The organism is Streptomyces sp. NPDC006259 (assembly GCF_042870975.1).
Lineage (GTDB): Bacteria > Actinomycetota > Actinomycetes > Streptomycetales > Streptomycetaceae > Streptomyces.
On record NZ_JBIAHY010000012.1, the window covers coordinates 182,071 to 202,445 of the forward strand.

Genomic DNA, 20,375 nt, shown 5'->3' on the forward strand with positions numbered 1-20,375 from the left:
CTCTGGCCGTTGGCCGGGCTGCGCTCACGGATCGCTACAGCGAAGGGTTGTCCATGAGCACAGACGGGCGGCGCGCCGCCCCGGCCAGGCCCCGGGCGGAAGGCTTCGGGGACTGTGCGGCCCTCCAGGTGTGAGGGCCTGGGCGATCTGCTGCTGGTCCGCCGCTGCTTTGGCCCCGCAGATCCTGCCGCTGTGGCGGTGGCGGCCGGGATCGGACCTGGTGACCGGCCGGGACCGCGTCGCGGAGATCCGCCTCGGGCAGCAGTACCTCACCCTGGCGTTCCGCGGCGACGTCGACGGCGAGGGCGACTTCGGCTTCGCCGTCCCGCTGCCCTGCCCCGTGGACCCGGAGTGCGTCGGGCGAGCATGGGCGCCGGCCTGCAGCGTCAGCTGCCTGTACCGGGCGCTGACCGGCGAGCTGGACCGTACCGCTGCTCCAGCAGATCGACAGGGCCGTAGCGATCAGGCTCCCGAAGTCGGAGTGACCTGAGATCTGCGAGGCTGACCTACCTCACCAGACAGGCCAGCGGCCCCCCCCACCGGGAAGGTGGGGGGGCCGCTGGCGTCGGATTCAGTCCTGGAACTCCGTGCTCCGCACCCCGTAGAACGACGGGTTGGCCGGACGCACGGCGGACTGCTCCAGCATGTCGGCGAGCTTCACGAAGCCCTTGGTGCGCCGGACCACGGCGAGGGACTTGCCCAGGGCGTTCTTGTCCTCCGACAGCTCCTGTGCGGTGCTGATGATCAGAGACTTCAAGTGCTCCGACTCGCCCACGATCTCGTCTGCTGCCACGGCGTGCCCCTCCTGGTCATCGGAACGGTCAGCCAACCAACCGGCGTCGGTCGCCCGTAAGACCGTCTCACTTTCACGCGTGAAGTGACCGAAGATCCGGGTCAGGGGCCGGTGAGGATGTTGTGGGTGCCGATCCGGCGCCAGACGATGTGCTGCTCGCCGCGGACTATCTCCAGGCCGTACTGCCACGTCGCCCGGCCGTTGCCGTCCCAGGTGAGTTCGAAGACGCCAGAGTGCGCCGTACGCCCGTGATGCGGAGGCCGGCACGGAACGGGCGTCCGGCGCGGAGGTCGTCGACGAAGGCGCTCACGGCCTGGCGGAAGGCGCGGCGCTGTTCGAGGGTGAGGCGGTCGTGATCGGCGGTGAAGCGAGGCAGGGCCTCGTACGTGGGCACGGCGAACTCCTCCAGGACGCACGAAGCCCCCGGCCGGTCGGCCGGGGGCGGTGGTGGCTGTTCGTGTTGAAGGGCGTCGGTGACGTGGTGTGCTCAGCGGTGGTGGACGGTCGGGGGAGTGGTGCGCTGGTGCGCGTTGGATGGCGTTGGAGTCGGCTGGAGTCGGATGTCGTAGCGGGTGGTGCTGTCGGTGCGCAGTATTCGCACGGCCGCCGTCAGCTCCCGCCGCGGTCGTTCATCAGGTCGTTCCACTTCTGCTCGATGACCGGGTCGTTGGTGCAGCGGGTGCAGTTGGGCAGGTAGTCGGTCCGTGTGGGATATGGCACGCCAGCCGAGCGGACGACGACGTGCGGGCGCAGCGTGAGGGGCTGGCCGCACAGTGGGCAGGGGTCTTCGTGAAGAAGATTCGTTTTCATGCGGCGGACTGTGCACACGTCGGTGGCTTACCGTCTCGGGCTGACCGGACGGCCCGCCTGACGGGCGCTTCAGTAAAGATCTGGTGATGGCCTCCCGTCCGGCGGGACGGACCCCGGATCGCGCTTCTTTGCAGGTCAGGCCCAGGGTTCCATGGGCCGATGATCAGCATGTCGCCAGTTCGCCCGGGGTACGGGGTGCGCTACCTGTTCCGCAGTGTGATGGTCGGAGACGGTCACCGCCCCGCAGGCACGTCGCTGCGCGCCGCCCAGGACGAAGCCGGTGTCCCGCCCGGCGTGTGGAAGGGCCGGGGCCTGGCCGCGCTCGGCCTGGCGGCAGGCGACGTGGTGACCGAGCGGCAGACCGAACTGCTCCTGGGGGAAGGCCGGCACCCGGATGCCGACCGGATCGAGCGCGAGCGCCTGGAGGCGGGCGACGATCCGGCGAAGGCGCGGCGGGCGACCGTGCTGGGCAGGCCCATCGAGCACAACAAGTCGCCGAAGACCGAGAAGGCCAAGGAGCGCATCCCCTGGCTGGCCATGGACCTGGTGTTCCGGGCGCCGTCAACGGCACACATCGAGTGGGCGCTCGGGGATGACGAGACCCGCGTGGTGCTGGAGCTGTGCCAGGACATCGCCCGGGACAAGACGCTGGCGTGGATTGAGGATTCGGTCGCGGAGACCCGCTGGAGGAGCGGCGGCAAGATCCGCAAGCCGATCAGGGATGGGCTGATCGTCGCGGTGTTCCGGCACTACGAGTCGAGAGCTGCCGAGTCGAAGCCGCTGCTCCACGATCACGCGGTGGTGTCGATCCGTGCCCGGCGGCCGGACGACAAGGGGACGTGGGGCAACCTGTCGGCGGACTCGCTGATGGCCAATATCGTCGCCGCTGACACCCTCTACACCCTGTACTTCATGGAGGAGGTGTCCGCCCGGCTCGGGTGGGCGTGGGAGCCGCGCGAGGTGACGCCCGGCCGTCGGCCGGTCATGGAGATCGCCGGGATCGACCAGCGGCTCATCGGCTGGCAGTCCACCCGCCGCCAGCAGATCGAGGACACGTTGTCCGTCCTCACGACCAAATACGAAGAGAAGCACGGGCACGCGCCGGGGGAGCAGGCCGCCTACGCACTGGGCTGCCAGGCCGCCGACCAGACGCGTCCGCCGAAGCGGACGGAGCTGCTGTCGCTGACCGAGCTGCGCGAGCGATGGCGCGCCTCAGCGATATGGGCGTTCGGCGCCTGCACCGTCTACCGGCTCGCACAGCGCGCGCGAGCGGCGGCCGCGGCAGCGTGGGCGCGGGTGCGGCCGGTGGTCGACGTCGTCCTGGCCGCCGTCGACACCGTCGCCGTGGTGTACGTGATGCGCGGCGCCTTCAAACGCCACCACCTCCTTGCCGAAGCGCGCTGCCACCTCGCCTACGCCCTACGCGGCCGGCCTCACCAGCCCGGCCTGGACGAACAGATCGTGCAGGCGGTCGTCGACGACTACAGCCGCCCCGTCGGGCGCGGCCTGAAGATGACCGCCGACCTACGCGCCCTGTACCCGAGCGACACCGAGGACCAGGCCGTGCTGCGCCCGCTGACCCGCAGCCGCACGGCGGCACCGTACGAGCGGGCCCGCCTCGCCGTCGGCGCCCTGGCCGCCCGGGTCCGCGCCGCGCGCCGAGCGGATCGCCGGGGCTCACGCCCCCGCCCGTACACCGTCGCGGTGCCCACCGCCTCGAGGCCGTCGCATCCGCGGCCCTTCCGCGACGGCCGGAAGGACGGCCGTGTCCCGGAGCAGGAGACCGGCGTCGACACGGTGGAACAGACGCGCCAGACCTTGGAAGCCGCCGCCGCGCAGGTGATCGCCACGCTCCAGGACAGCCGGCGGGCGCGCGAAGCCGCCCACGGCCCCCGCCCGCAGCCCGCCCCGGCGACGGCCCCGCAGCCGCACACCCAGCAACCCGGCACCCAGCACACGCCGGGCCGAACCACAGGAGGAGTCACCTGAACACCCCGGAAGAACGCCCCAACCCCGACGAAGCCCTCGCCCGTGCCCGTGCCGCACGCGAGCAGATGGCCGCCGCGCTCACCGAGGACCAGGGGGCCCGACCCTGACGAGTCCCTGGGATGGCAGCCGATCTGGAAGCGGCCCCGGAAGCCGAAGTCGAAGGCCGCGAAGAAGGCAGAACTGCGCAAGCAGCGAAAGCGGCTCCAGGAAGCCGCCAAGCGCCGCCTTGCCGCGAGGAACTCGCGCCGGCCCCGCTCCCGGCAGAACCGGATCGGCAACGCCGCCGCGCGGCGCGACGCCCGCGCCCTGTCCCGAGTGCGGCACTCCAACGCCTGGCTGTGGTGACGGTGTCAGGCACCGTCCACTGAGTGAGCTCCCGCCAACCTGAAAATCCCTGGTCAGCAGGGCTGGTGTGACTGGCTTTCGTGGTGCTCACGCTACTCGTGGGCGGGAGCCCATCGAGAAGATCGTCTGCCAGAGGTCGGGGATTGTCTCCGAAACGGAGCCCGGGGCAGCGCTCCGGCCCGTGCGTCTGGGCTGGGAAACGCAGTTCGTCCTGCTGGCCGGTGCATGCCATCCTGACACCGTGCTTTTGAACGATCTCTCCAGCAGTGTCGACCTCCACCCAGTGCGTTATCAGTTCGCCACCGTTGGGGGCGACTCGTACGACGACAACTGGCTGGTCATTGACGGCACGGTGACGACTCCTGAGGGAAACTGGTCCTTCGCCGATCCGTGTCTGCTCACCGATGAGGCCCGCCAGGTGTCCGCGTGGCTGCGCGCGGTGGCCGCAGGGACGGTGGATGTCACCGAACCTGATGTCGAAGGTGAGCTGTCGCCGGACCTGTCGTTCATCGAGCCGGTCTTGGATTTCAGCCTCGCCAACCGAATCGCAGGTGGGGCCTCGGTGATTCGCGTTCATCTGTCCCTGGAGGCGGCACCTCCGTGGCATCAGGGTGAGGACAGGGCCGACATCTACCAGTACGTCGTGGAAGTCGAGTTGGACGCCGCAGCGCTGCTTCACGCGGCTGACCAGTGGGACCTTTCTCTGGCTTTCTTCCCACCCCGCTGATCCAGACGCCCGGCATCCCCGTACAACCGATTCCCACCTGCTGGGGCCGGATGACCCTCTACGATCCGGTGCATGCTGGATCCCGAGTTGCTGGAACGGATCACCACGCGGCGTGCGGAACTGGATGAGCTCGAAGAACAGCTGGCCAAGCAGCTGATAGAGGTCCGGGCCGAGCGCGACGAGCTCGCCGTCGCTGAAAAGGTCCTGGAACGGATGAGCGAGCAGCTCGCCGAGGAACGGGCCGCGTTCGCGCCGATCCCTGGGCAAGTGGGCGGCCGGGCGGTGATGGTCATCCCGCACCGGGCGGCGAATGTGGAGGAGACCATGCTTCCGCCGGACTACCAGCGCATTCTCTCCGTCGTGCGGCAGGCCGCCGACCCGGTCAAGGCTCGGCAGGTCGGCGAGGTGCTGGGGGTGGACGTCGGCGTGAAGAGCAAGCTGGAACCGTTGCGCGGAAAACTGATCAGGCTGGCCCACCGCGGCTGGCTGCGGAAACAGCCCGACGGACGATTCACCATCCGGCTGTGACCATGGAAGCCGCTGCCCCGCGGGCGGTGCTGAGCGGCCGTAACCGGGGCGCCCCCGGCGGCTGTTGGAAATGTGTGACCACAACCAAAGAGCACACCGAGAGCACCTTCCCGCTTGTCTATCAGTGCCGTCTGTCGCTGTCCACGCGCACCGTCAACCACCTCGCCGACCTGCTGCGGCGTCACCTGAAGGCGATCGGGTCCAGGTGGCGGATCCTGCCGCCCGGGAAGATCGCGGTGATCGTCCTGGCCGTACTGCGCCACGACCAGCGCCTGGCCGACATGGCCGGCGGCAACAACGTCTCCGAGTCCACTGTCCGTCGCTGGCGCGACGAGGTGATCGCTCTCCTCGCCGCGCAGGCCCCTCGCCCGGACCGCGCGCTGAAGAAGATCGCCCGTCAGGGTGGGGAGGTCGTCCTGATTGACGGCACCCTGGTCCATACCCAGCGCCGCACCGGGAAGGACGACCGCAAGAACTACTCCGGCAAGCACCGCCATCACGGTCTGCACTTCCTCGCCCTCACCGACGAGAAGGGCCGCCTGGTCTGGATCTCCGCCGCCCGTCCCGGCCGCACCCACGACAACACCGCGGCCCGCCACGCCCACATCCTGGCCCACCTACGCGCCGCCGGTCTCGGAGCGCTGGCAGACCTCGGCTTCCGCGGCCTGGACAACGACGTACTCGACCCCCTGATCGTCACCGGCTACCACTCCAGCCGCACCCACCGGCTCACCGCCGGCCAGAAGGAAGCCAACCGCGTACTCGCCGTCGGACGCGCACCGGTCGAGCATGGCTTCGCCCACCTCAAGAACTGGCGGATCCTCACCAAGCTCCGCACCGACCCCGCCCACGCCACCCAGCTCCTGCGCGCTCTGCTCGTCCTGACGAACCTCGAGATCAACCGCTGACAGACGATCTACGACGAAGACTTCCGCCCACGATCAGCACGAGTACCCCGGGACACGGTCACACCAGCCCTGCTGACCAGGGATTTTCAGGTTGGCGGGAGTCAGTGGACGACGGATCGTGTGGGAGTGAGCGATATCGACGGGGGCGATGCTGTGCATCCACCCGGTGCGCGCCCGCCGCGTTTCTCCGTGACCTCCACTCAGGTCAAGGAGAAACGCGCCGCCCTCAACCGGCCCACTCCACCGCATCGACCCAACCCGGTGCGCACCACTCCCGCACTGCCGGCCGCACCGGTGCGCACCGCCCACCGAGTGGACGCGCACGGATGGACTCGGTGCGCACCGAGTGGATGCGCACCACCGCACCAGGTGCGCATCCACCCGCACGGTGGTGCGGTTACCGGTGCGTTCGATGCGCACCGGATCGGATGGCGGTGCGCACTACACGGTGGTGGTGCGCACCGACCGCCGCTCGGTGCGCACGGCGGCGCGCCAATGGTGCGCACCGCGCAGGGGCTACGCCGCGCGGGCCCGCTCCAGGTGCTCGATGCGCATCGTCTTCAGGGTGTCGACGGTGTCCTCGCCTTCCTGCCGGAGGACGTTCTCGGTGAACCGGATGATGGTGTTGGCGATGCCCCAGATCGAGCTGGGGACGCACTCACGCGTCCACTCCTCCAGTGCGGCCAGCAGGACGCCCCCGACCTCGTCCAGGGCGAAGGAGTCCGCGCACGGATCGGCATCGGGCGCCAGGTCCGTGATGGGGAGGATGATCTCCTCAGCCAGCCGCAGCAGGAGGACGGTCGGTGCCGGAACGGCTTTCGTCCGGTCAATGACAGTGGCAAGGGCGTGCTCGCTGTGGTCCTGAATCGCCAGGAGGTATTCGAAGGCGAGCTCCACCTCGTCGGGGGTCAGCGGCGTGCGGGGCTGCTCCAGGTGCGGCATGCGGATCTCCTCAACAGGCTGCCGCCGTGCCGATCACGGCGACTGACCTGATGCTCAGGCCGCGCCCCTGTGGATAAAGTCCGGAGATTTCTTCCCTATCGCCAAACCGGGGCGAACTGGTGCCGCATGGGTTGAAGAGGACCCCCTTGTCGAGTCCGGTCGGTCCGACCATGACCCCTTGTCGAGTCATGGTCGGGCCGACCACGTACCCCTTGTCCGATTCGGCGCGGGCCGCCAAGGGGTGGCGTTTCTCCTAGACCGACCTCGCTACCGGCTATGAACAGGTCGAGGACAAGGGGCGGTTGTTCACGATGGCGGCACGCGCCCGCAGGAGGGGGGCATGCAGCGGCCACCGAGCCATCGGGGCGGCTCTGCTCTCACGGGCGCGCCACCGGGTGTCACCAGGCCGGTGGAGGACGCCAACGCACAAGGGAGAGACCCGGGATGATGACCGACCACCGGCACCCGCCGTACCCTGACCGCACCGCCAACCGGCGCGCCGTACGCCCAGCGCCTGGAGGGCTGGTCGGCCGGGCAGGCCGCCGTAACCTCCTGCCGCCGGCGCTTGCGATCCCACTGCCGTACCCACTTCCGTGCCCGGCACCGGCACCGACCGCATTTGCCCTGCACACCACGGCTTTCCGGTGCTTCGGCACATCGTCACAACCCTCTTCTCTCCTCCTCTCACTGACCAAGCCCTGGGAAATAGGTGGGGGTGGGGTGTCAGTGGTGGAGGCGATCATCGGGTTCAGGGCGCCCCTGGTGCCCTTGGCGGCCGGGCGGGGCCGGCGCCCGGCCGGTGGCCGGACGCGGACGACAGGAGGGCGGGGTTGATGGCGGGCAAGCGCAAGGCGAACGAGGCGGGATCGTCGACAGGCCTGCGCGGCGATGTGCTGCGCGCGCTCGGGGTGCTTAAGGCCGCGACGGCGGATCAGATCCAGCGGCTGTCCTCCCCGCACCTGACGTACCGGCACACCACGAAGGAGACGGCGGCCCTGCGGAAGGAGGCGCGCACCGCCTCCCATCGCGGTGCGCTCAACGATCTGCGCAGGCACGGTCTGTCCGTCGACGGCGGCCGTACCCGAGGGGGAGAGGAGGTGCGCCTGCTCACCAAGGACGGGCTGGCCGCCGCCGGGATCGAGTTGGACCGAGGGCCGGAGGAGATGGGCGGCATGCCCAAGAGCGCGGGCCGCTCGGGTGCCTCGCACGCGATGACGGTCAACGAGACCGTCCTCGCGATGATCCGTCCGAAGCCCGACCTGGACCTGGTGGCCGGCGAGCCGGCCGAAGCCATCGCCGCCGCCCGGGCCGCCGTTGACGCGCCCGACGGGATCGGCGCCATCACCTCCTACGCCACCGAGGTCGCCCTCCCGGCGACAGGCACCTGGAAGAACCCCGGCGTGGGGTCTGCGTGGGCCGACATCGTCCTCACCGCCCCGGAGGCCGGGCTGCCGCTGCTGTTCATCGAGGCCGACAACTGCACCGAGGAAGCCCCGGTCATCGCGGCCAAGTTCGACAAGTACATGCGCCACTTCCACCGCAAGGCGAAGGACACCGACGGCCACGAGAAGCCGATGTGGCGCACCCGCTGGAGTGCGCCTGATCCCCGGTGGGGCGACGCGTCACACCCGCCGGTCCTGCTCGTCTTCCACCAGGTCGGCAAGCGGTCCGCGCTGACGCAGATGAAGCGGGTCGCCGACCTCACCCGCGAACACTGGCAGGGCCAGTGGGCCGAAGGCGGCTTCCGCATCTACAACGGGAAGATGCCGATCGTGGCGACCACCTTGGAGCTGCTGCGCGAACACGGACCCGCAGGGCCCGTGTTCTGGCGCTTCGGCCGTGAGGACCGCCAGAACCTCTTCGACGCGATCGGCAACCCCCGCCGGGACGCTGGCCTCGCCCGCCGTGCCGAAGACGCGCGGCGCCGCCAAGCGCAGGAAGCAGCCGAACGCGAGGCCCAGCGCCCGGTGTGCGCCGACTGCGGGACCACCTTCACCGACGACCGGTGGAAGGCCAGCACTGCGGTCGAATGGGACCGCGGGGACAGCCACCCGCACCTGTGCGACGACTGCAAGGCCCGGGCGCTCGAAGCGGAGTGGAAAGCGGAACAGGCCGAACGCGAGCGCCAGGAGCAGGAGCACCAGGAGGAGGCGCAGGCCTCGAAGGCCGGCGGCTGGCTCGGACGCTGGCGCAGCTGACCCTGGTCGGCAACGCGGGGCTTGCCCAGGGCCGCCCGGGCAAGCCCTCGTTGTCGGTGGCGGCTGCGAGGCTGGAGGGCATGGACAGCGACGATGAGCAGCTGCTGCGCGGCCGGATCTACGGCACCGACCACGACCATCCGGGCCCGAAGCCGGGACGGAGCTACGCCGAACTGGTGGGCGGGCCGCTGGACGGATTGCTGCTCGACATCACCGGCTGGAGGCCGGAGGAGATCGACGACGGTGTCTCACTCCTCACCGAGCTCGGGCAGTTCGGCCCCGGGGGCCGGGCGCTGTACGACCCGCGCCCCGGCGACCCGGCCCGCTGGGACTGGAAGGGCGACAGTCCCTGAGGGACCGCCACTCGGTCGGGTGAAGACACGGCAGGGGCGGAACCCTCCCTGGTGGTTCGGGCGTAGTGCCGTACATGGACCCCATCAACGAGGCGCACGTGAGTGAGCCGGGCCTGATCGTCGTCGACGTCGCGGCCGCCAACGATGACACCGTGCTCTCGTTCCAGCAGCTGCTCGCCGACCGGTGGGCTACGGCGACCGCGACGTCGACAACGCGGGACGCGGGCGAGCCCGGCGTCCGGCTGCGCTGCTACCTGGACCTGAGGCAGCCGCTCGACTCGTAGCGCCGACCTTCGTTTACCGCGAGGCATCGGCCGCCTGCTGACGTACCCCACACCGTCAGCAGAAGGTCCGAGCGGCATGGCCGCACAGCCGCGCGGCCTGACCTCCGTCACGCCGCGCGACCGGGTTCTGAAGGGGGATGTGGTGCTCTCTCTAAGCTTTTTACCAGCGGAGCTGGGGGTTCTTCGCCCGCCATTCGACGAGGCGCTCGTACGCCGTTTGGGCACGTTCCATGTCACCACCGAACGCGCCCGCTTGGAGCAGCGGCCAGTTGGGTGTCAGTTCTGCCTTGATCGTGTTGGCCATGCTGGTGTCGTACTCCCAGTGCACGTCGTCCATGAACTCGCCGACCCACGGGAAGCGCATCTGCTGTGTGTCGTCGTCCACGGCGATCATGGAGGCGAGGAACTCGAAGCGCGTGCAGGCGGTCTGGTACGCCGTGTCGTGGGGTTCGAGGACTTGCAGTGGTTCACGTGTTTCCTGCCGCAGGAACCTGCTCTGAGGGAAAAGCCAGTGCTTCCCCTCCGGCGGGGGCATGACGGATTTGAGGTCGGTTGCCAGGACGCGCGTGGGGTTGAGGTAGACGGCCGGCGGTTGCGTACGGGTCCTGCCCGACAGGGTGCTCCAGGTGGGCTGGGCCATGATGGTCGCCAGGAACTCTTCGCGACGGCTGATGACGGCGGTGACGCCCATGGTCCAGGTGGCCAAGAGCGCCGGGTAGTGCCGCAGCGCCTCCAGCACGTCATTGAAAGATCCCGGGAGCGTGCTGCGGATGCGGGTGAGCCGTTCGAGGGCGCGTAGCCACAGGGCGTCATGGGTGCCGTCGTCGTTGAAGACTCCATGGGCCAGGAGGTGGAGCAGGACGTCGCAGTCGGCCCGGTAGCCGCGCACGCTCTCCTCGAAGACGGGCCCGCTCAGGGGACGCGCGGCTGCTGCTGTTCTGTCGAGGATGTCGGTGACGGTCTGGTGGACGAGGTCAGAGACCTCGATCCTGCGCACTGGGTCGGGCAGGGCCCGCTTGAGGCGGGTGACGGCAATGTCGCGGGTGACGGGCGGTGCCGCCATCAGGTCCAGGGCCTCGATGCGCCGCTGGAGGTCGGTGAAGAGGTCGTCCGCCGCCATGCCCTTGATGACGACGGCGTTGTGCTGGGTGGTCAGGTGCTTCGCCGCTTCTCCGAGCGTGCCGAAGGACGACCAGAACATCGGATACCGGCGGGGACGTACACCTTCCAGGGCACGGACGAGCGCCGTGTCCCAGTCCGCGGACCAGCCGCAGATGATCAGCCCGTACTCGTCCAGGACTCGTTTGAGCAAGTCCTGTTGTTCCGGCTCGTAGGTCTCCAACTCGTCCACCGTGTTGAGCTGGTCCAGGGCGGCGTAGTCGCCGTGGAGCTTGATCACTGTCACCGGGGCGTGGGGGAGCGGCATCATCTCCGCGATCTGGCTCGGTCGGCTGATGACCTGGGGCGAGATACCCGCCTCTTCCAGAGCTCGTTCGGTGAGCCGGTCGAAGTTGGTGGTCAGGATGACGCGGACACTTCCCCGCTTCACCAGCTGGGCGATCGCGTGGTGGGCGGGGGTAGGACCCTTGGCGCCGGGCTCATCGTCTTCCTGGGGCTGGAAGTACCGGGCGAGCTGCTGCTGGCGGGCGGCTGCCGTAGGTGCCACAGCACCCAGCAGCCCCGAGTACCCGAGGACGCCGTCGTAGTGCTGCGCCCACCAGCCGACCGGGTCGGCGACCGCCTTCGCGGCGGCATCAGCGTTGTTGGGGTCCTGCATGGCGGCGACGCGGCCGACGAGGTCTTCGACGATGCCCCATCCGGTCTTCACGCCGGATGTCAGGGAGATCCCGGACCCGAGTAGGAGCGCGTACACCCCGGGGCTGGCATGGACGTTCAGGGCGAGCGCAGTCTTGGCGTCCAGGATGCGGCCGGGCGCTACCACGAGAGGCGCTTGCGCGGGGGTTTCTGGTGCTGTGCCGTCGGTTTCCACGGGAGCTGCTCCTTTCACGGACGACGCTCGGAACGCGTTGTGACGCCCGTCGTGGAAAACTCTACCGCCTTTATCGTCGTGGTGACGATAAAAGAGAGGTAGTCCCTCGCTCTCATGCGGTCGACGGGGAAAATGGCTGACACTGGGGCCAGTTGACCTGCGAACATCGGGCAAAGGGCTCAACGAGGCGAGGAACGATGGCTGACTTCCAATTCGGCATGAACGACTACAGCGTCGGCGTCCAGGCGCAGCAGACCGTGACTTTCACCCCGGGCTGGGACGTGCACCGCCTCGTCCTGACCTTCGATGTGACCGGCCGCGGCAACTACACCGTGGACACGCCCTTCCTCGTCTCCGGCGACCTCTGGGTACACGACATGCCCAACCCCGCCAGCTACATCGGCCCCCTGCACGCCCCGAAGGGACCCGTCGGGCTGAAGCCGTACACGAGAGACCTCACGCTCGAGACAACCGTGACGGACCGGCAGCTGCGCGGCCTGGAAAAGCTGCGCGCCGGCGCCGACATGTCCCTGCGCGCCCACCTCGCCCTGACCGGCCTGGCCGAAGCGAAGCACTGGCCGGTCGCCCAGGACCAGGAGATCATCCGCATTCCGCACGCGACGTGGAGCAACGCCCTCACCCAGCTCGATGCCGGTGCATTCGTCGACGTCCTCATCCCGATCACGACCGTGGAGGCCCGGGCCACTGGTGCACGACGGATCCGGGAGGCGAAGAACGCGATCCGCGACGGACGGTACGAGCACGCCGTCGCCCTCGCCCGAGCGGCCCTCGATCCCGTACGCGAGGCCTGCGACACCCACAAGGTCAACATGGAGGCGTCGAAGAAGAAGCCGGCGGAACGGGACCAGGGCGAGCGCTGGGCGGTGTTCATCCAGAGCGCCTTCAACCTCTTCAGCGGCGCCCCGCACGACGACGCGGGCACAACCGAGAACTTCACCTGGACCCGCGCCGACGCGATCGCGGCCGTCACTGCCGCCGCAGGTCTGCTCGCCCGGCTAGAAGACCTGCCGTAGTGCCTCAGGACGCACGAGGCTCCAGCCAGACTCCGCTTGTCAGGCCCCACACCGCCACTCCAACGGCGCTGCCAGTCGGCCGATTCCGGCGGCGTTCGCTACTCCCACCCCTGCCCGACCGGCGCGTTGGAGGCCGATCATGACCCGAAGCCTGTTCGACCTTGCCCGGAAGATGACGCCGGAGAAGGTCAGCCGCGAGTTTCGCGACTTCAGCGAAGCCCACGCCTACACCGCCGCACGCCGCCTCATGGACGAGACGTTCGCCGACTTTCCCGACGTCGACCACAGCTTCGTCCGCGAGTTCCAGACCGCGGGCTTCTCCGCTCGCGTCTTCGAGCTTGCCCTCTTCGCCGCCCTGCGCGAGCAGGGCAAGGAACTGGACCGCACCAGCCCCGCCCCGGACTTCCTGACGACCGGCGACACCCCCGTGGCCATCGAAGCGACGACCACCAACCCGCCCCAGGGCGAAAAAGACGACGACGAAGACATCACCGCAGCAGTACGTCGGCTCATCCCCGACGACATGGAGGAAGCCCAAGCGGAGTTCACCATGCAGATTGGCAAAGCCCTGCGCCGCAAGCTCGAACACCGCGACGCACAGGGCCACGCCTACTGGGAGAAGCCGCACGTCAAGGGCACCCCCTTCGTGATCGCCGTGCAGTCCTTCCATAGCCCCAGCGCCCTGATCCACACCACCAGCACCCTGTCGACCTACCTCTACGGGATCCGGGACATCCCCAGCCGCGACGCCCACGGCTCGCTCGTGCTGAACTCCCAAGTCGTCACAGAACACCGGCACAAGCACAAGACCATCCCCAGCGGCTTGTTCGCCCAGCCCGAAGCCGAACACCTGGCCGCAGTAATCTTCACCAACAGCGCCACCGTGTCGAAGTTCGCCCGCATGGGAACCGAACGCGGCTACGGGCCGAAAGACGTGGCCATAGCCCGCGCTGGCCTCGAATTCGACCCTGACCCGAACGCATCCGTACCCGTGCCCTTCGGCTACGTGATCGGCGAATACGGGCCGCAGGACCACGAGACCTTCAGCGAGGGCTTCCACGTACTGCACAATCCGTGGACCCGCACGCCCCTCTCAGACGGAGCCCTGGAGGGCTTTACCCAGCACCGCCTTCAACCAGATGGCAGGTTGCTCACCACCGTCCGCCGTCCCGACTATTTCCTCTCCCGTACCTGGATCTTCCAAGGCGAAGACGGCGGAAACCCAGTGCAGATAGCGCGCCTCCAGGTCCAGCAGTACCTGTCAGGCCCGAGAGGCGTTCGATGAGCTTGCCCCTTCCTGTACGCAGCTCATCCTGGCGAATTGGATGGATGTGTATGGGAAGGCCGCGTCATGCTGGAGGGGATTTTTTTGACACGAGGGGGAAGTGTGGGACGCGGTCAGAGAGAGACGCTTGACGAGAAGCACCAGCGTTGGCTGGAGGCTTACGTGGTGAGGGCCCGCCGAGTAGAGGAGCACTCGCTCGCTTCCGATTGGGATGCTCTCGTGGAGTTGACGCGTATGAAGATCAGTGTCCGCTTCCACAACGGCGAAGCCCGGATCCGCTATGAGCTTCCAGCCGAGGAAGTGGTTGAGTCTGCGGCCGCGCGACTCAGGCCGATCCTGCTGGAACAGGAAGACTGCTTCCACATGAAGGCTCTGGGAGCCCTGGGCTACATCTGCCGAGCAGCGCCACGAGATGCGCAGTGGATACGGGCTGCGCGCACTGAATGGCGGACCCGGGTAAACCCTTCCACACTTGAAGAATCCGGATACCGGATCATGGTTTCCAATACAGCCACGGGCGAGGACCGCGATCTTGATGCTCACGGGCTGGCCATGGCGTGGATATATGGGGACGTCGTGCATCACGATCCAGAGCGACGCCAGGAAGGTGATGCCTTCGGGTTGCGTGACCGGTTTCGCGCTGCCGTGCCGTTGGTGGCCTGGGCCATGGTCGGCACGATCGAGCTCCTGAACTACATTCGAGCCCTGAATGAGGCTGGTCTGCTGGAACTACGACAGGAGGTCTTTGGCGAGCAGGTCGCCTTGAAGTCGACTGTCTGGGAAGAGCCCGCTGAGATGTATTACGCCCCCGTCGGTGCTGAAGCTCCCTCGCTCGCGAACTCCCAAATGCCCGAGGGGTGGCTCCCTCTGAGCCAGACAACCGACCTGTCGGTTTTCCAACACCCCGTCGCGGGACAACTTCTGGAGCGTTCACCCTTCATGACGCAACTGCCCTCACCTGAAGAAGTTGAAGCCGCCCGCACGCCCGCCGGTGGCTGGAAGCGTGACCAGCTCGCCGCCTGGGGAGTCTCGTGGCCTCCGCCCAAGGGGTGGAAGGACGAGCTGGCCGAGCGCTGGAAGGCCGCCCGCAAGGACGGCGCACCGCCGCCCTTGCCCACCCCGGCCCAGGCAGACTTCGCGCAGGAGACGCTCGACTTCGGCTGACCCGACGACAGCGGGGCCGGAAAGGATCACCCTGCCCGGTCCCCGCTGTCCGCTGTCAGCGTGACTGGACCCAGAGGCCGCCGTACGCGACGACGGCGCCGCCGACCGCGGTTGCGGCCCCTCGGATCAGATGCAGGCCGGCCTCGTTGCGGAGCCGCCGGGCACGCTTGGCCCACCGGGTCGTCGATGGGAGGGGTTCCGGGTCCGGGCTGTTGGTCGTACGCTCGGGCTTGGACATGAGCTTCTCCTTCATCAGGGATGTTCGGTCTTCTGCAGACGGCTCCCTGCCCACCAGGGGGCCGTCGCCGTTTCCGGCGACGGCAGTGCCGTTTGTCCACCTGTTGAGACACCAACGCGTCCCGTGGGGTGACTGACAGCAACAAAAGCACCCTGAATGGCGCTCTGACCAGCGAAAACAGTGCTTTGGTCAAGAAAGTTCTTCTGAGTTTTCGCGGGGTGAACCAGGCAGGAGACGCGTCTTCCAGGGCATTTTCGTGTCCTTATGGGGTGACGCTTGCCCTTTGCTGTTTTCAATGGGTGTCATGCCGGGGCTAAGGTAGGCTCTTTGAGTTCAAATGGGCTTTGATGAGCTGGAGTTGGACGTGCCCCAGGTGTTGCGAATGCCGAGCTTGGATGAGCTTCCGCATGGGTCCAGAAGGATCTTCGTGGGCGAGCTGCACACCTACTTCCGCGCGGCAGGGCGTCCCTCGCCAGCCAGCATCGCGGCAGCTGTTGCTCAATCCCATTCCGCCCCCGTGACTGTGAGCCGTGAGACGGTCCGGAGGCTGCTCAAAGGCGAGACCACCAGCAGCTGGTCTAAGGTCAAAGCGGTACACGAGGTTCTCTGCCGCATGGCGGACCAGGACCCGGCGTGGAGAAGGTTCTCCGACTCCAACGACTACGACGAGGAAAGCGACACCCGCACGCTTCGCGAGTACCTACGCGATCTGTGGAACGACGCCGTTGACGGCGTTGAACCTGATGACGAGGCGGGCCACCCTCAGCTAGCGCCGGCTCCGCAGGCGTCACCGCCGTCCGCCCCGACCGGGGGATGGGCGCCGGCTCCGCAGCCGTCACCGCCGCCCGCCACAACCGGGGGGTGGGGTTCAGGGGGAGCCAACGGCGGGTACAGCGATGAACCTCCCTTCTGAGCCTGGGCGGCACTGACAGGCCCGACATCGCTTCCACTGAGCTATCGCTGTTATGCCCATCGCATCCCGATCGCGGACAGCTGCTCGATCCGCTCCGGCGTCAGCGTCGCGGCCCTGCTCCGCTGGTTCCCGATCCAGGCGCCCAGCTTGTGCTCCCGTTCCTCCTGGTCCTCGCCGGTGATCCGTTCGACCCACTTCCTGGGGACCTGGAGGTGTCCTTCGCGTTCGTAGTACTGCTTGGCGGCCTGGTAGTTCATGGCCCACTTGTCGGCCTGCGTACGGCGCGGCGGTGGCTTCTCGTTCTCGTTGGCGGGCTCGATTCCGAGGACCTGTTCGCACATCCACTGCTGCACGGTCGTGAGCTGGTCCCACCCGTACCGCACCGACTGCACCCACCGCCCGAGATCCTCGCCCTGGCGCAGGACTTCGCCTGCCTCGGTGGGCAGCGCCTCACCGGCGTCCAGGTGTATCCGTACCAGGTGGAAGCACCGCTGCCACGTCACCGGCCAGGCCGGGCACCAGGACGCGTCGATCTCCTCCAGCTGCTCGCGCCGCTCGTCCGACAGCGCCCCGGCCGACGACTGAACCGGCAGCCCCTCCGCACGCCGCTGCTCGATCTCCTGCGCCTTCCGGGCGGCGGCCCGCGCGTTCTTCAGAAAGATGCCCACCTTCGCGCCCTGGTAGGTGGCGTCCAGCGGGGCCAGGAGGTGGCCGTGTTCGGCCGCCCACCCGCGCGCGGCGGACAGGCCCTCCTCCCACGCGACATCGAAGTGGCTCCAGATCATGCCCAACTTCTCCAGCTGCGCGACGCGATCCTCGTCCATGTCCCCGCGGGCATAGAACCTCCTGGCGTCAGCGGTCCACTGCCCCAGGGGGAACCCGGCGAGCGAGGCCGGCCACCCCTCGGCTTCCGCCTCCTGGTCGTCGACAGCAGGCACGCGGTACGTGAAGGGCACCTTCAGGTCGCCGTGCAGCCGGTTGTAGATGACGGCGGCCTCCACGCCGCGTCGCCAGTGCTGGTGGTCGGGGTTGAGGACACGGAGGTTGATGAACGCCGCCAGCTGCGCGGGGTCGCGCGGTGTGGAGAACTTCAGCAGTTGCCGGGCTGGCGCCGAGAGTCGGTCGCTTCGGTCGCTCTCGGCTTCCTCACCTTCTACCCCGCTGCGGCTCTGAACGCCTCTGACACGGCTTGGTGCTTGTCGCTCGGCGAGCTGCTCGACGATGCGGGCGTCGTGTGCGCGGAGTGCCTCGAGCAGTTTCGCCAGGCCGCCGTAGGCCCGGCTGGTGAGCATGTTGTCGGCTGTCTCTCCGGGGCCGAGCAGGACGGGTACGACCAGCGACGCCGTTTTGCCTTCACCGGGCTGCATGCGCAGTGCGCGGCCGACGGCCTGGACGAGGTCGGGCATGGAGCCGCGTACATCCGCGAAGTACACGGAGTCACATTTTTTGGTGTCGACCCCTTCGCCCAAGACCTTCACCGAGCACAGGAAGCATTTCTCCACGACGGTGCCGTCCGTGGCGATCCCGGCGGCGAACTCGTCCAGGACGCGGCGCCGGTGGAGCGGCTTGTGGTCCCCGCACAGCCAGTCCGCCCAGATCGTGTCCGGGTACAGCTCGGGGTCGGATGCGTGCAGCTGCGCGGCGACGTCGGGAAGGCCGGCCGCGAACGCCTCGGCCTCCTTCACCATGTGGTGGAAGACCAGCGTGCGGCGGAACCCCTCCTCAGCGGACGCCTTCACCAGAGCGGTCTGCAGAGCCGCGAGCCGCGCCCCGCGGACTTCGGCCGACCGGCCTTCGGCGCCGAGGAGCTGTGCGGCCTGGAGGGCGGTGTCGGTGACGTCCACGCATACGACCTGGTAGGGGGCACAGATTCCCCGGTCGATGGCCTCGGAGAGCGTCAAAGTGAACGCCCTGCTGCCGAACGGCCCGTTGGGGTCGTCTTCCATGCTCGCGACCAGTTCGCCGGGTGCGCCGGCCTCGTCTTCGTCCCCGAGCTGCCACAGCCGGGGCGTGGCCGTCATGTACAGGCGACGCAGGGACGGGATCTTCTGGTTGTCGTGGACGACCGCCCACGGCTTCCCGATCCGGCCGGAAACCCGGTGGGCCTCGTCCACGATGATCAGGTCCCAAGCCGGCAAACCCGCGGCGTGCGCCCGCTCCAGCGTGCCCAGACCGAGGCTGGCGTACGTGGCGTACACGGTGACCTTGTCCAGGCCGCGCGTCCACTCCACCAGCTCGTCCACGTCCGTGGTGTTGGGGAAGGACACCTCCTCACCCCGCAGGGACGAGACCCCGATCATCGGGCCTCTGCGGCCTCCCTCGCGCCACGCGATCTCGGTTTGGGCGAGCAGGTCCAGCGAGGGCACGAGCACCAGCACACGACCCGCGTGGAGCTCCTCCGCACTACGGACCGCCACCCGGGTCTTCCCGGACCCGGTCGCCATGATCACCTGTGTCCGCAGACCCCGATCCGGCACTAGCGATCTTGCAGGCAGTTCGAGGGCACGGAGTACCGCGTCAATGGCTTCTCGCTGGGCTGCCTCACGCTGATCAACGCGGATAGTGACCGACATGTCCGTCTTCCTTCTCATGGATGCCGTCCGGTCGACTGGGGGCGGCGGAAAGCGGTAAACCTGCACGTAGACGAGCCGTAAGAGCTAGGGTTGAACTGACGCGATCGGCTCCGTGCTGTGCCTCACCGAGCACCGTCAAGGCCGCATGCTAGATCTCAATAACCTCCCCGAGCGCTCCAGATCGGCGTGCCATGAGTCCAGAGTCTATCCGCGCACTAAAAATGAAGCAGCAGGGACGCCAACAGTCCCTCTCGCGTGACTGAAAGCCTTCAGACTGTCTGTTCTTACCGCAAGCCACCGAGGCACCTTGACACTCTTCCTCGGCGCTTTGAGAACCCTGCGCCCCACTGGAGGGAAGAGGCGGTGCGACACCTCAACTCTGGTGCATGAGCTGACGGTTGGATGTGTTCGCCGCCTGGGGGTAGGCGACGGGCATGGGAGATCGTTCGTATCCGTTACCCCAGAGTCAGGCCGAAACCTTACGGAGGACGCGGTGGGTGCAGTTCGGGGTGACTGTTCTCATGCTGGTCTGGTGTGCACTGACGGTGTGGCGGGGCGAGTACGGACCTGCGGGATTCAGAATGTGGTTCCCGGGAGCCTGCTCGCTCATTTGGCTGACCCTTACGGTCCAGAGTTTCACCCGACTGAGGCGCCATCAGGACGCGGTCCGGACAAGGAACGAGGAGCCCCCCGTGTAACCACTTGGGCCACAGTGCGGTGCTCGTTGACGGTTGTCCTGGAGGGAGCTGGCTGGGCATGCGGGACTGGTTGGCAGGGTGGTGGTCTCGGCGGTGGGTGCGGTGGATGGCCGTCGTGGCTGTGTGGCTTGTCGTCTATGGGGTGGGCGCGATGGTGTGGCGCACTCTGATGGACGAGACGTGGCCTGAAGCGCTCGCCTTCGCCGGGATGCTGGCCATAGGGAACGCAGTCGGACAATGGGTGGTGTGCAGGGGAAGAAGGCGGCAGGGCCTGAAGCCTGAGTAAAGCGAACCCCCGACTCCCTACCTCCTCCTTGTTGCCCGGGCCGCAGGCCCGTTGGCCGGCCCGCGCAGCGGGGCCGGCCCTGTGGGGCGCACCGCGCCCCTGGTGGCTGGAGCGCAGCGGAGGCCACCTCGCGGGTCCGAAGGACCCGCAGCTCCGGGAGCGCAGCGGACGGAGCGTCACCGGCCCGGCGCAGCCGGGCCGGTGGGCTGATCGCGCAGCGATCAGCAGGCGCTCCCGCGGAGCGGGAGCGCAACCCCCGCGCGCAGCGCGGGGGTTCGCTTGCACATCGCGCAGCGATGTGGTACCCGCTCCGCGGG

15 protein-coding genes and 2 pseudogenes are annotated in these 20,375 nt (G+C 68.2%); 12 read left to right on the top strand and 5 right to left on the bottom strand.

Going from position 1 to position 20,375, the window contains the following annotated elements:
• Positions 1-132: 132 nt before the first annotated feature.
• Positions 133-424 (top strand): annotated as a pseudogene (locus ACFYO5_RS36420) (ATP/GTP-binding protein); the annotation flags it as partial.
• 147 nt (positions 425-571) lie between these two features.
• Here the strand turns inward: ACFYO5_RS36420 and ACFYO5_RS36425 are convergent.
• Entirely contained in the window at positions 572-793 is a 222-nt protein-coding gene (locus tag ACFYO5_RS36425) for a hypothetical protein (RefSeq protein WP_388717639.1), read from the bottom strand.
• A 969-nt stretch (positions 794-1,762) separates the two neighbouring features.
• Between ACFYO5_RS36425 and mobF the strand changes: the two genes are divergently transcribed.
• The 5 genes and pseudogenes from mobF (at position 1,763) to ACFYO5_RS36450 (ending at position 6,100) form a co-directional block, all read left to right on the top strand.
• The gene (mobF, locus tag ACFYO5_RS36430) at positions 1,763-3,592 is read left to right on the top strand and encodes a MobF family relaxase (RefSeq protein WP_388717642.1); all 1,830 of its coding nucleotides are present in this window, start codon (positions 1,763-1,765) and stop codon (positions 3,590-3,592) included.
• Positions 3,589-3,937 (top strand): annotated as a pseudogene (locus ACFYO5_RS36435) (hypothetical protein). The gene mobF and the pseudogene ACFYO5_RS36435 overlap by 4 nt, the downstream one beginning before the upstream one ends.
• Before the next feature lie 181 nt (positions 3,938-4,118).
• A complete protein-coding gene (locus ACFYO5_RS36440) occupies positions 4,119-4,664 on the top strand; it encodes a hypothetical protein (RefSeq protein WP_388717645.1) in 546 nt (181 codons plus the stop codon).
• A gap of 72 nt (positions 4,665-4,736) precedes the next feature.
• A complete protein-coding gene (locus ACFYO5_RS36445; RefSeq protein ID WP_388717647.1) occupies positions 4,737-5,192 on the top strand; it encodes a hypothetical protein in 456 nt (151 codons plus the stop codon).
• A gap of 74 nt (positions 5,193-5,266) precedes the next feature.
• Positions 5,267-6,100: a transposase family protein gene (locus ACFYO5_RS36450; RefSeq protein WP_388717650.1), complete on the top strand. Its 834-nt coding sequence runs from the start codon at positions 5,267-5,269 to the stop codon at positions 6,098-6,100.
• 516 nt (positions 6,101-6,616) lie between these two features.
• Here the strand turns inward: ACFYO5_RS36450 and ACFYO5_RS36455 are convergent.
• The gene (locus ACFYO5_RS36455) at positions 6,617-7,042 is read right to left on the bottom strand and encodes a hypothetical protein (protein ID WP_388717653.1); all 426 of its coding nucleotides are present in this window, start codon (positions 7,040-7,042) and stop codon (positions 6,617-6,619) included.
• Positions 7,043-7,875: 833 nt separating this feature from the next.
• Here ACFYO5_RS36455 and ACFYO5_RS36460 point away from each other — a divergent pair.
• From ACFYO5_RS36460 to ACFYO5_RS36470, 3 genes are all read left to right on the top strand, one after another.
• On the top strand, positions 7,876-9,240 hold the full coding sequence (locus ACFYO5_RS36460; protein WP_388717656.1) for a replication-relaxation family protein: 1,365 nt from the start codon (positions 7,876-7,878) through the stop codon (positions 9,238-9,240).
• Between the two features lie 80 nt (positions 9,241-9,320).
• A complete protein-coding gene (locus ACFYO5_RS36465) occupies positions 9,321-9,593 on the top strand; it encodes a hypothetical protein (RefSeq protein ID WP_388717659.1) in 273 nt (90 codons plus the stop codon).
• Positions 9,594-9,667: 74 nt separating this feature from the next.
• Positions 9,668-9,877, top strand: a complete 210-nt coding sequence (locus tag ACFYO5_RS36470) for a DUF6207 family protein (protein WP_388717662.1) — start codon at positions 9,668-9,670, stop codon at positions 9,875-9,877.
• A gap of 160 nt (positions 9,878-10,037) precedes the next feature.
• Here the strand turns inward: ACFYO5_RS36470 and ACFYO5_RS36475 are convergent, their stop codons facing one another.
• Positions 10,038-11,867, bottom strand: a complete 1,830-nt coding sequence (locus ACFYO5_RS36475) for an SIR2 family protein (RefSeq protein ID WP_388717665.1) — start codon at positions 11,865-11,867, stop codon at positions 10,038-10,040.
• A 197-nt stretch (positions 11,868-12,064) separates the two neighbouring features.
• Between ACFYO5_RS36475 and ACFYO5_RS36480 the strand changes: the two genes are divergently transcribed.
• The 3 genes from ACFYO5_RS36480 (at position 12,065) to ACFYO5_RS36490 (ending at position 15,350) form a co-directional block, all read left to right on the top strand.
• Positions 12,065-12,901: a hypothetical protein gene (locus ACFYO5_RS36480; protein ID WP_388717668.1), complete on the top strand. Its 837-nt coding sequence runs from the start codon at positions 12,065-12,067 to the stop codon at positions 12,899-12,901.
• Positions 12,902-13,040: 139 nt separating this feature from the next.
• Positions 13,041-14,186, top strand: coding sequence for a hypothetical protein (locus tag ACFYO5_RS36485; protein WP_388717671.1), 1,146 nt, complete (start codon positions 13,041-13,043; stop codon positions 14,184-14,186).
• 234 nt (positions 14,187-14,420) lie between these two features.
• On the top strand, positions 14,421-15,350 hold the full coding sequence (locus ACFYO5_RS36490) for a hypothetical protein (protein WP_388717673.1): 930 nt from the start codon (positions 14,421-14,423) through the stop codon (positions 15,348-15,350).
• A 55-nt stretch (positions 15,351-15,405) separates the two neighbouring features.
• Here the strand turns inward: ACFYO5_RS36490 and ACFYO5_RS36495 are convergent, their stop codons facing one another.
• Together ACFYO5_RS36495 and ACFYO5_RS36500 are read right to left on the bottom strand one after the other, a co-directional pair.
• On the bottom strand, positions 15,406-15,588 hold the full coding sequence (locus ACFYO5_RS36495) for a hypothetical protein (RefSeq protein WP_388717675.1): 183 nt from the start codon (positions 15,586-15,588) through the stop codon (positions 15,406-15,408).
• 963 nt (positions 15,589-16,551) lie between these two features.
• Positions 16,552-19,092, bottom strand: a complete 2,541-nt coding sequence (locus ACFYO5_RS36500; protein ID WP_388717678.1) for a Helicase associated domain protein — start codon at positions 19,090-19,092, stop codon at positions 16,552-16,554.
• Positions 19,093-20,375 lie beyond the last annotated feature (1,283 nt).

What these genes read in the sequence shown, in the direction of transcription:
- ACFYO5_RS36465 (WP_388717659.1), top strand. Translation starts at nt 9,321, where the DNA reads ATGGACAGCGACGATGAGCAGCTGCTGCGCGGCCGGATCTACGGCACC.
- ACFYO5_RS36460 (WP_388717656.1), top strand. Translation starts at nt 7,876, where the DNA reads ATGGCGGGCAAGCGCAAGGCGAACGAGGCGGGATCGTCGACAGGCCTG.
- ACFYO5_RS36485 (WP_388717671.1), top strand. Translation starts at nt 13,041, where the DNA reads ATGACCCGAAGCCTGTTCGACCTTGCCCGGAAGATGACGCCGGAGAAG.
- ACFYO5_RS36480 (WP_388717668.1), top strand. Translation starts at nt 12,065, where the DNA reads ATGGCTGACTTCCAATTCGGCATGAACGACTACAGCGTCGGCGTCCAG.
- ACFYO5_RS36500 (WP_388717678.1), bottom strand. Translation starts at nt 19,092, where the DNA reads ATGAGAAGGAAGACGGACATGTCGGTCACTATCCGCGTTGATCAGCGT.
- ACFYO5_RS36495 (WP_388717675.1), bottom strand. Translation starts at nt 15,588, where the DNA reads ATGTCCAAGCCCGAGCGTACGACCAACAGCCCGGACCCGGAACCCCTC.
- ACFYO5_RS36470 (WP_388717662.1), top strand. Translation starts at nt 9,668, where the DNA reads ATGGACCCCATCAACGAGGCGCACGTGAGTGAGCCGGGCCTGATCGTC.
- ACFYO5_RS36455 (WP_388717653.1), bottom strand. Translation starts at nt 7,042, where the DNA reads ATGCCGCACCTGGAGCAGCCCCGCACGCCGCTGACCCCCGACGAGGTG.
- ACFYO5_RS36490 (WP_388717673.1), top strand. Translation starts at nt 14,421, where the DNA reads ATGAAGATCAGTGTCCGCTTCCACAACGGCGAAGCCCGGATCCGCTAT.
- ACFYO5_RS36445 (WP_388717647.1), top strand. Translation starts at nt 4,737, where the DNA reads ATGCTGGATCCCGAGTTGCTGGAACGGATCACCACGCGGCGTGCGGAA.
- mobF (WP_388717642.1), top strand. Translation starts at nt 1,763, where the DNA reads ATGATCAGCATGTCGCCAGTTCGCCCGGGGTACGGGGTGCGCTACCTG.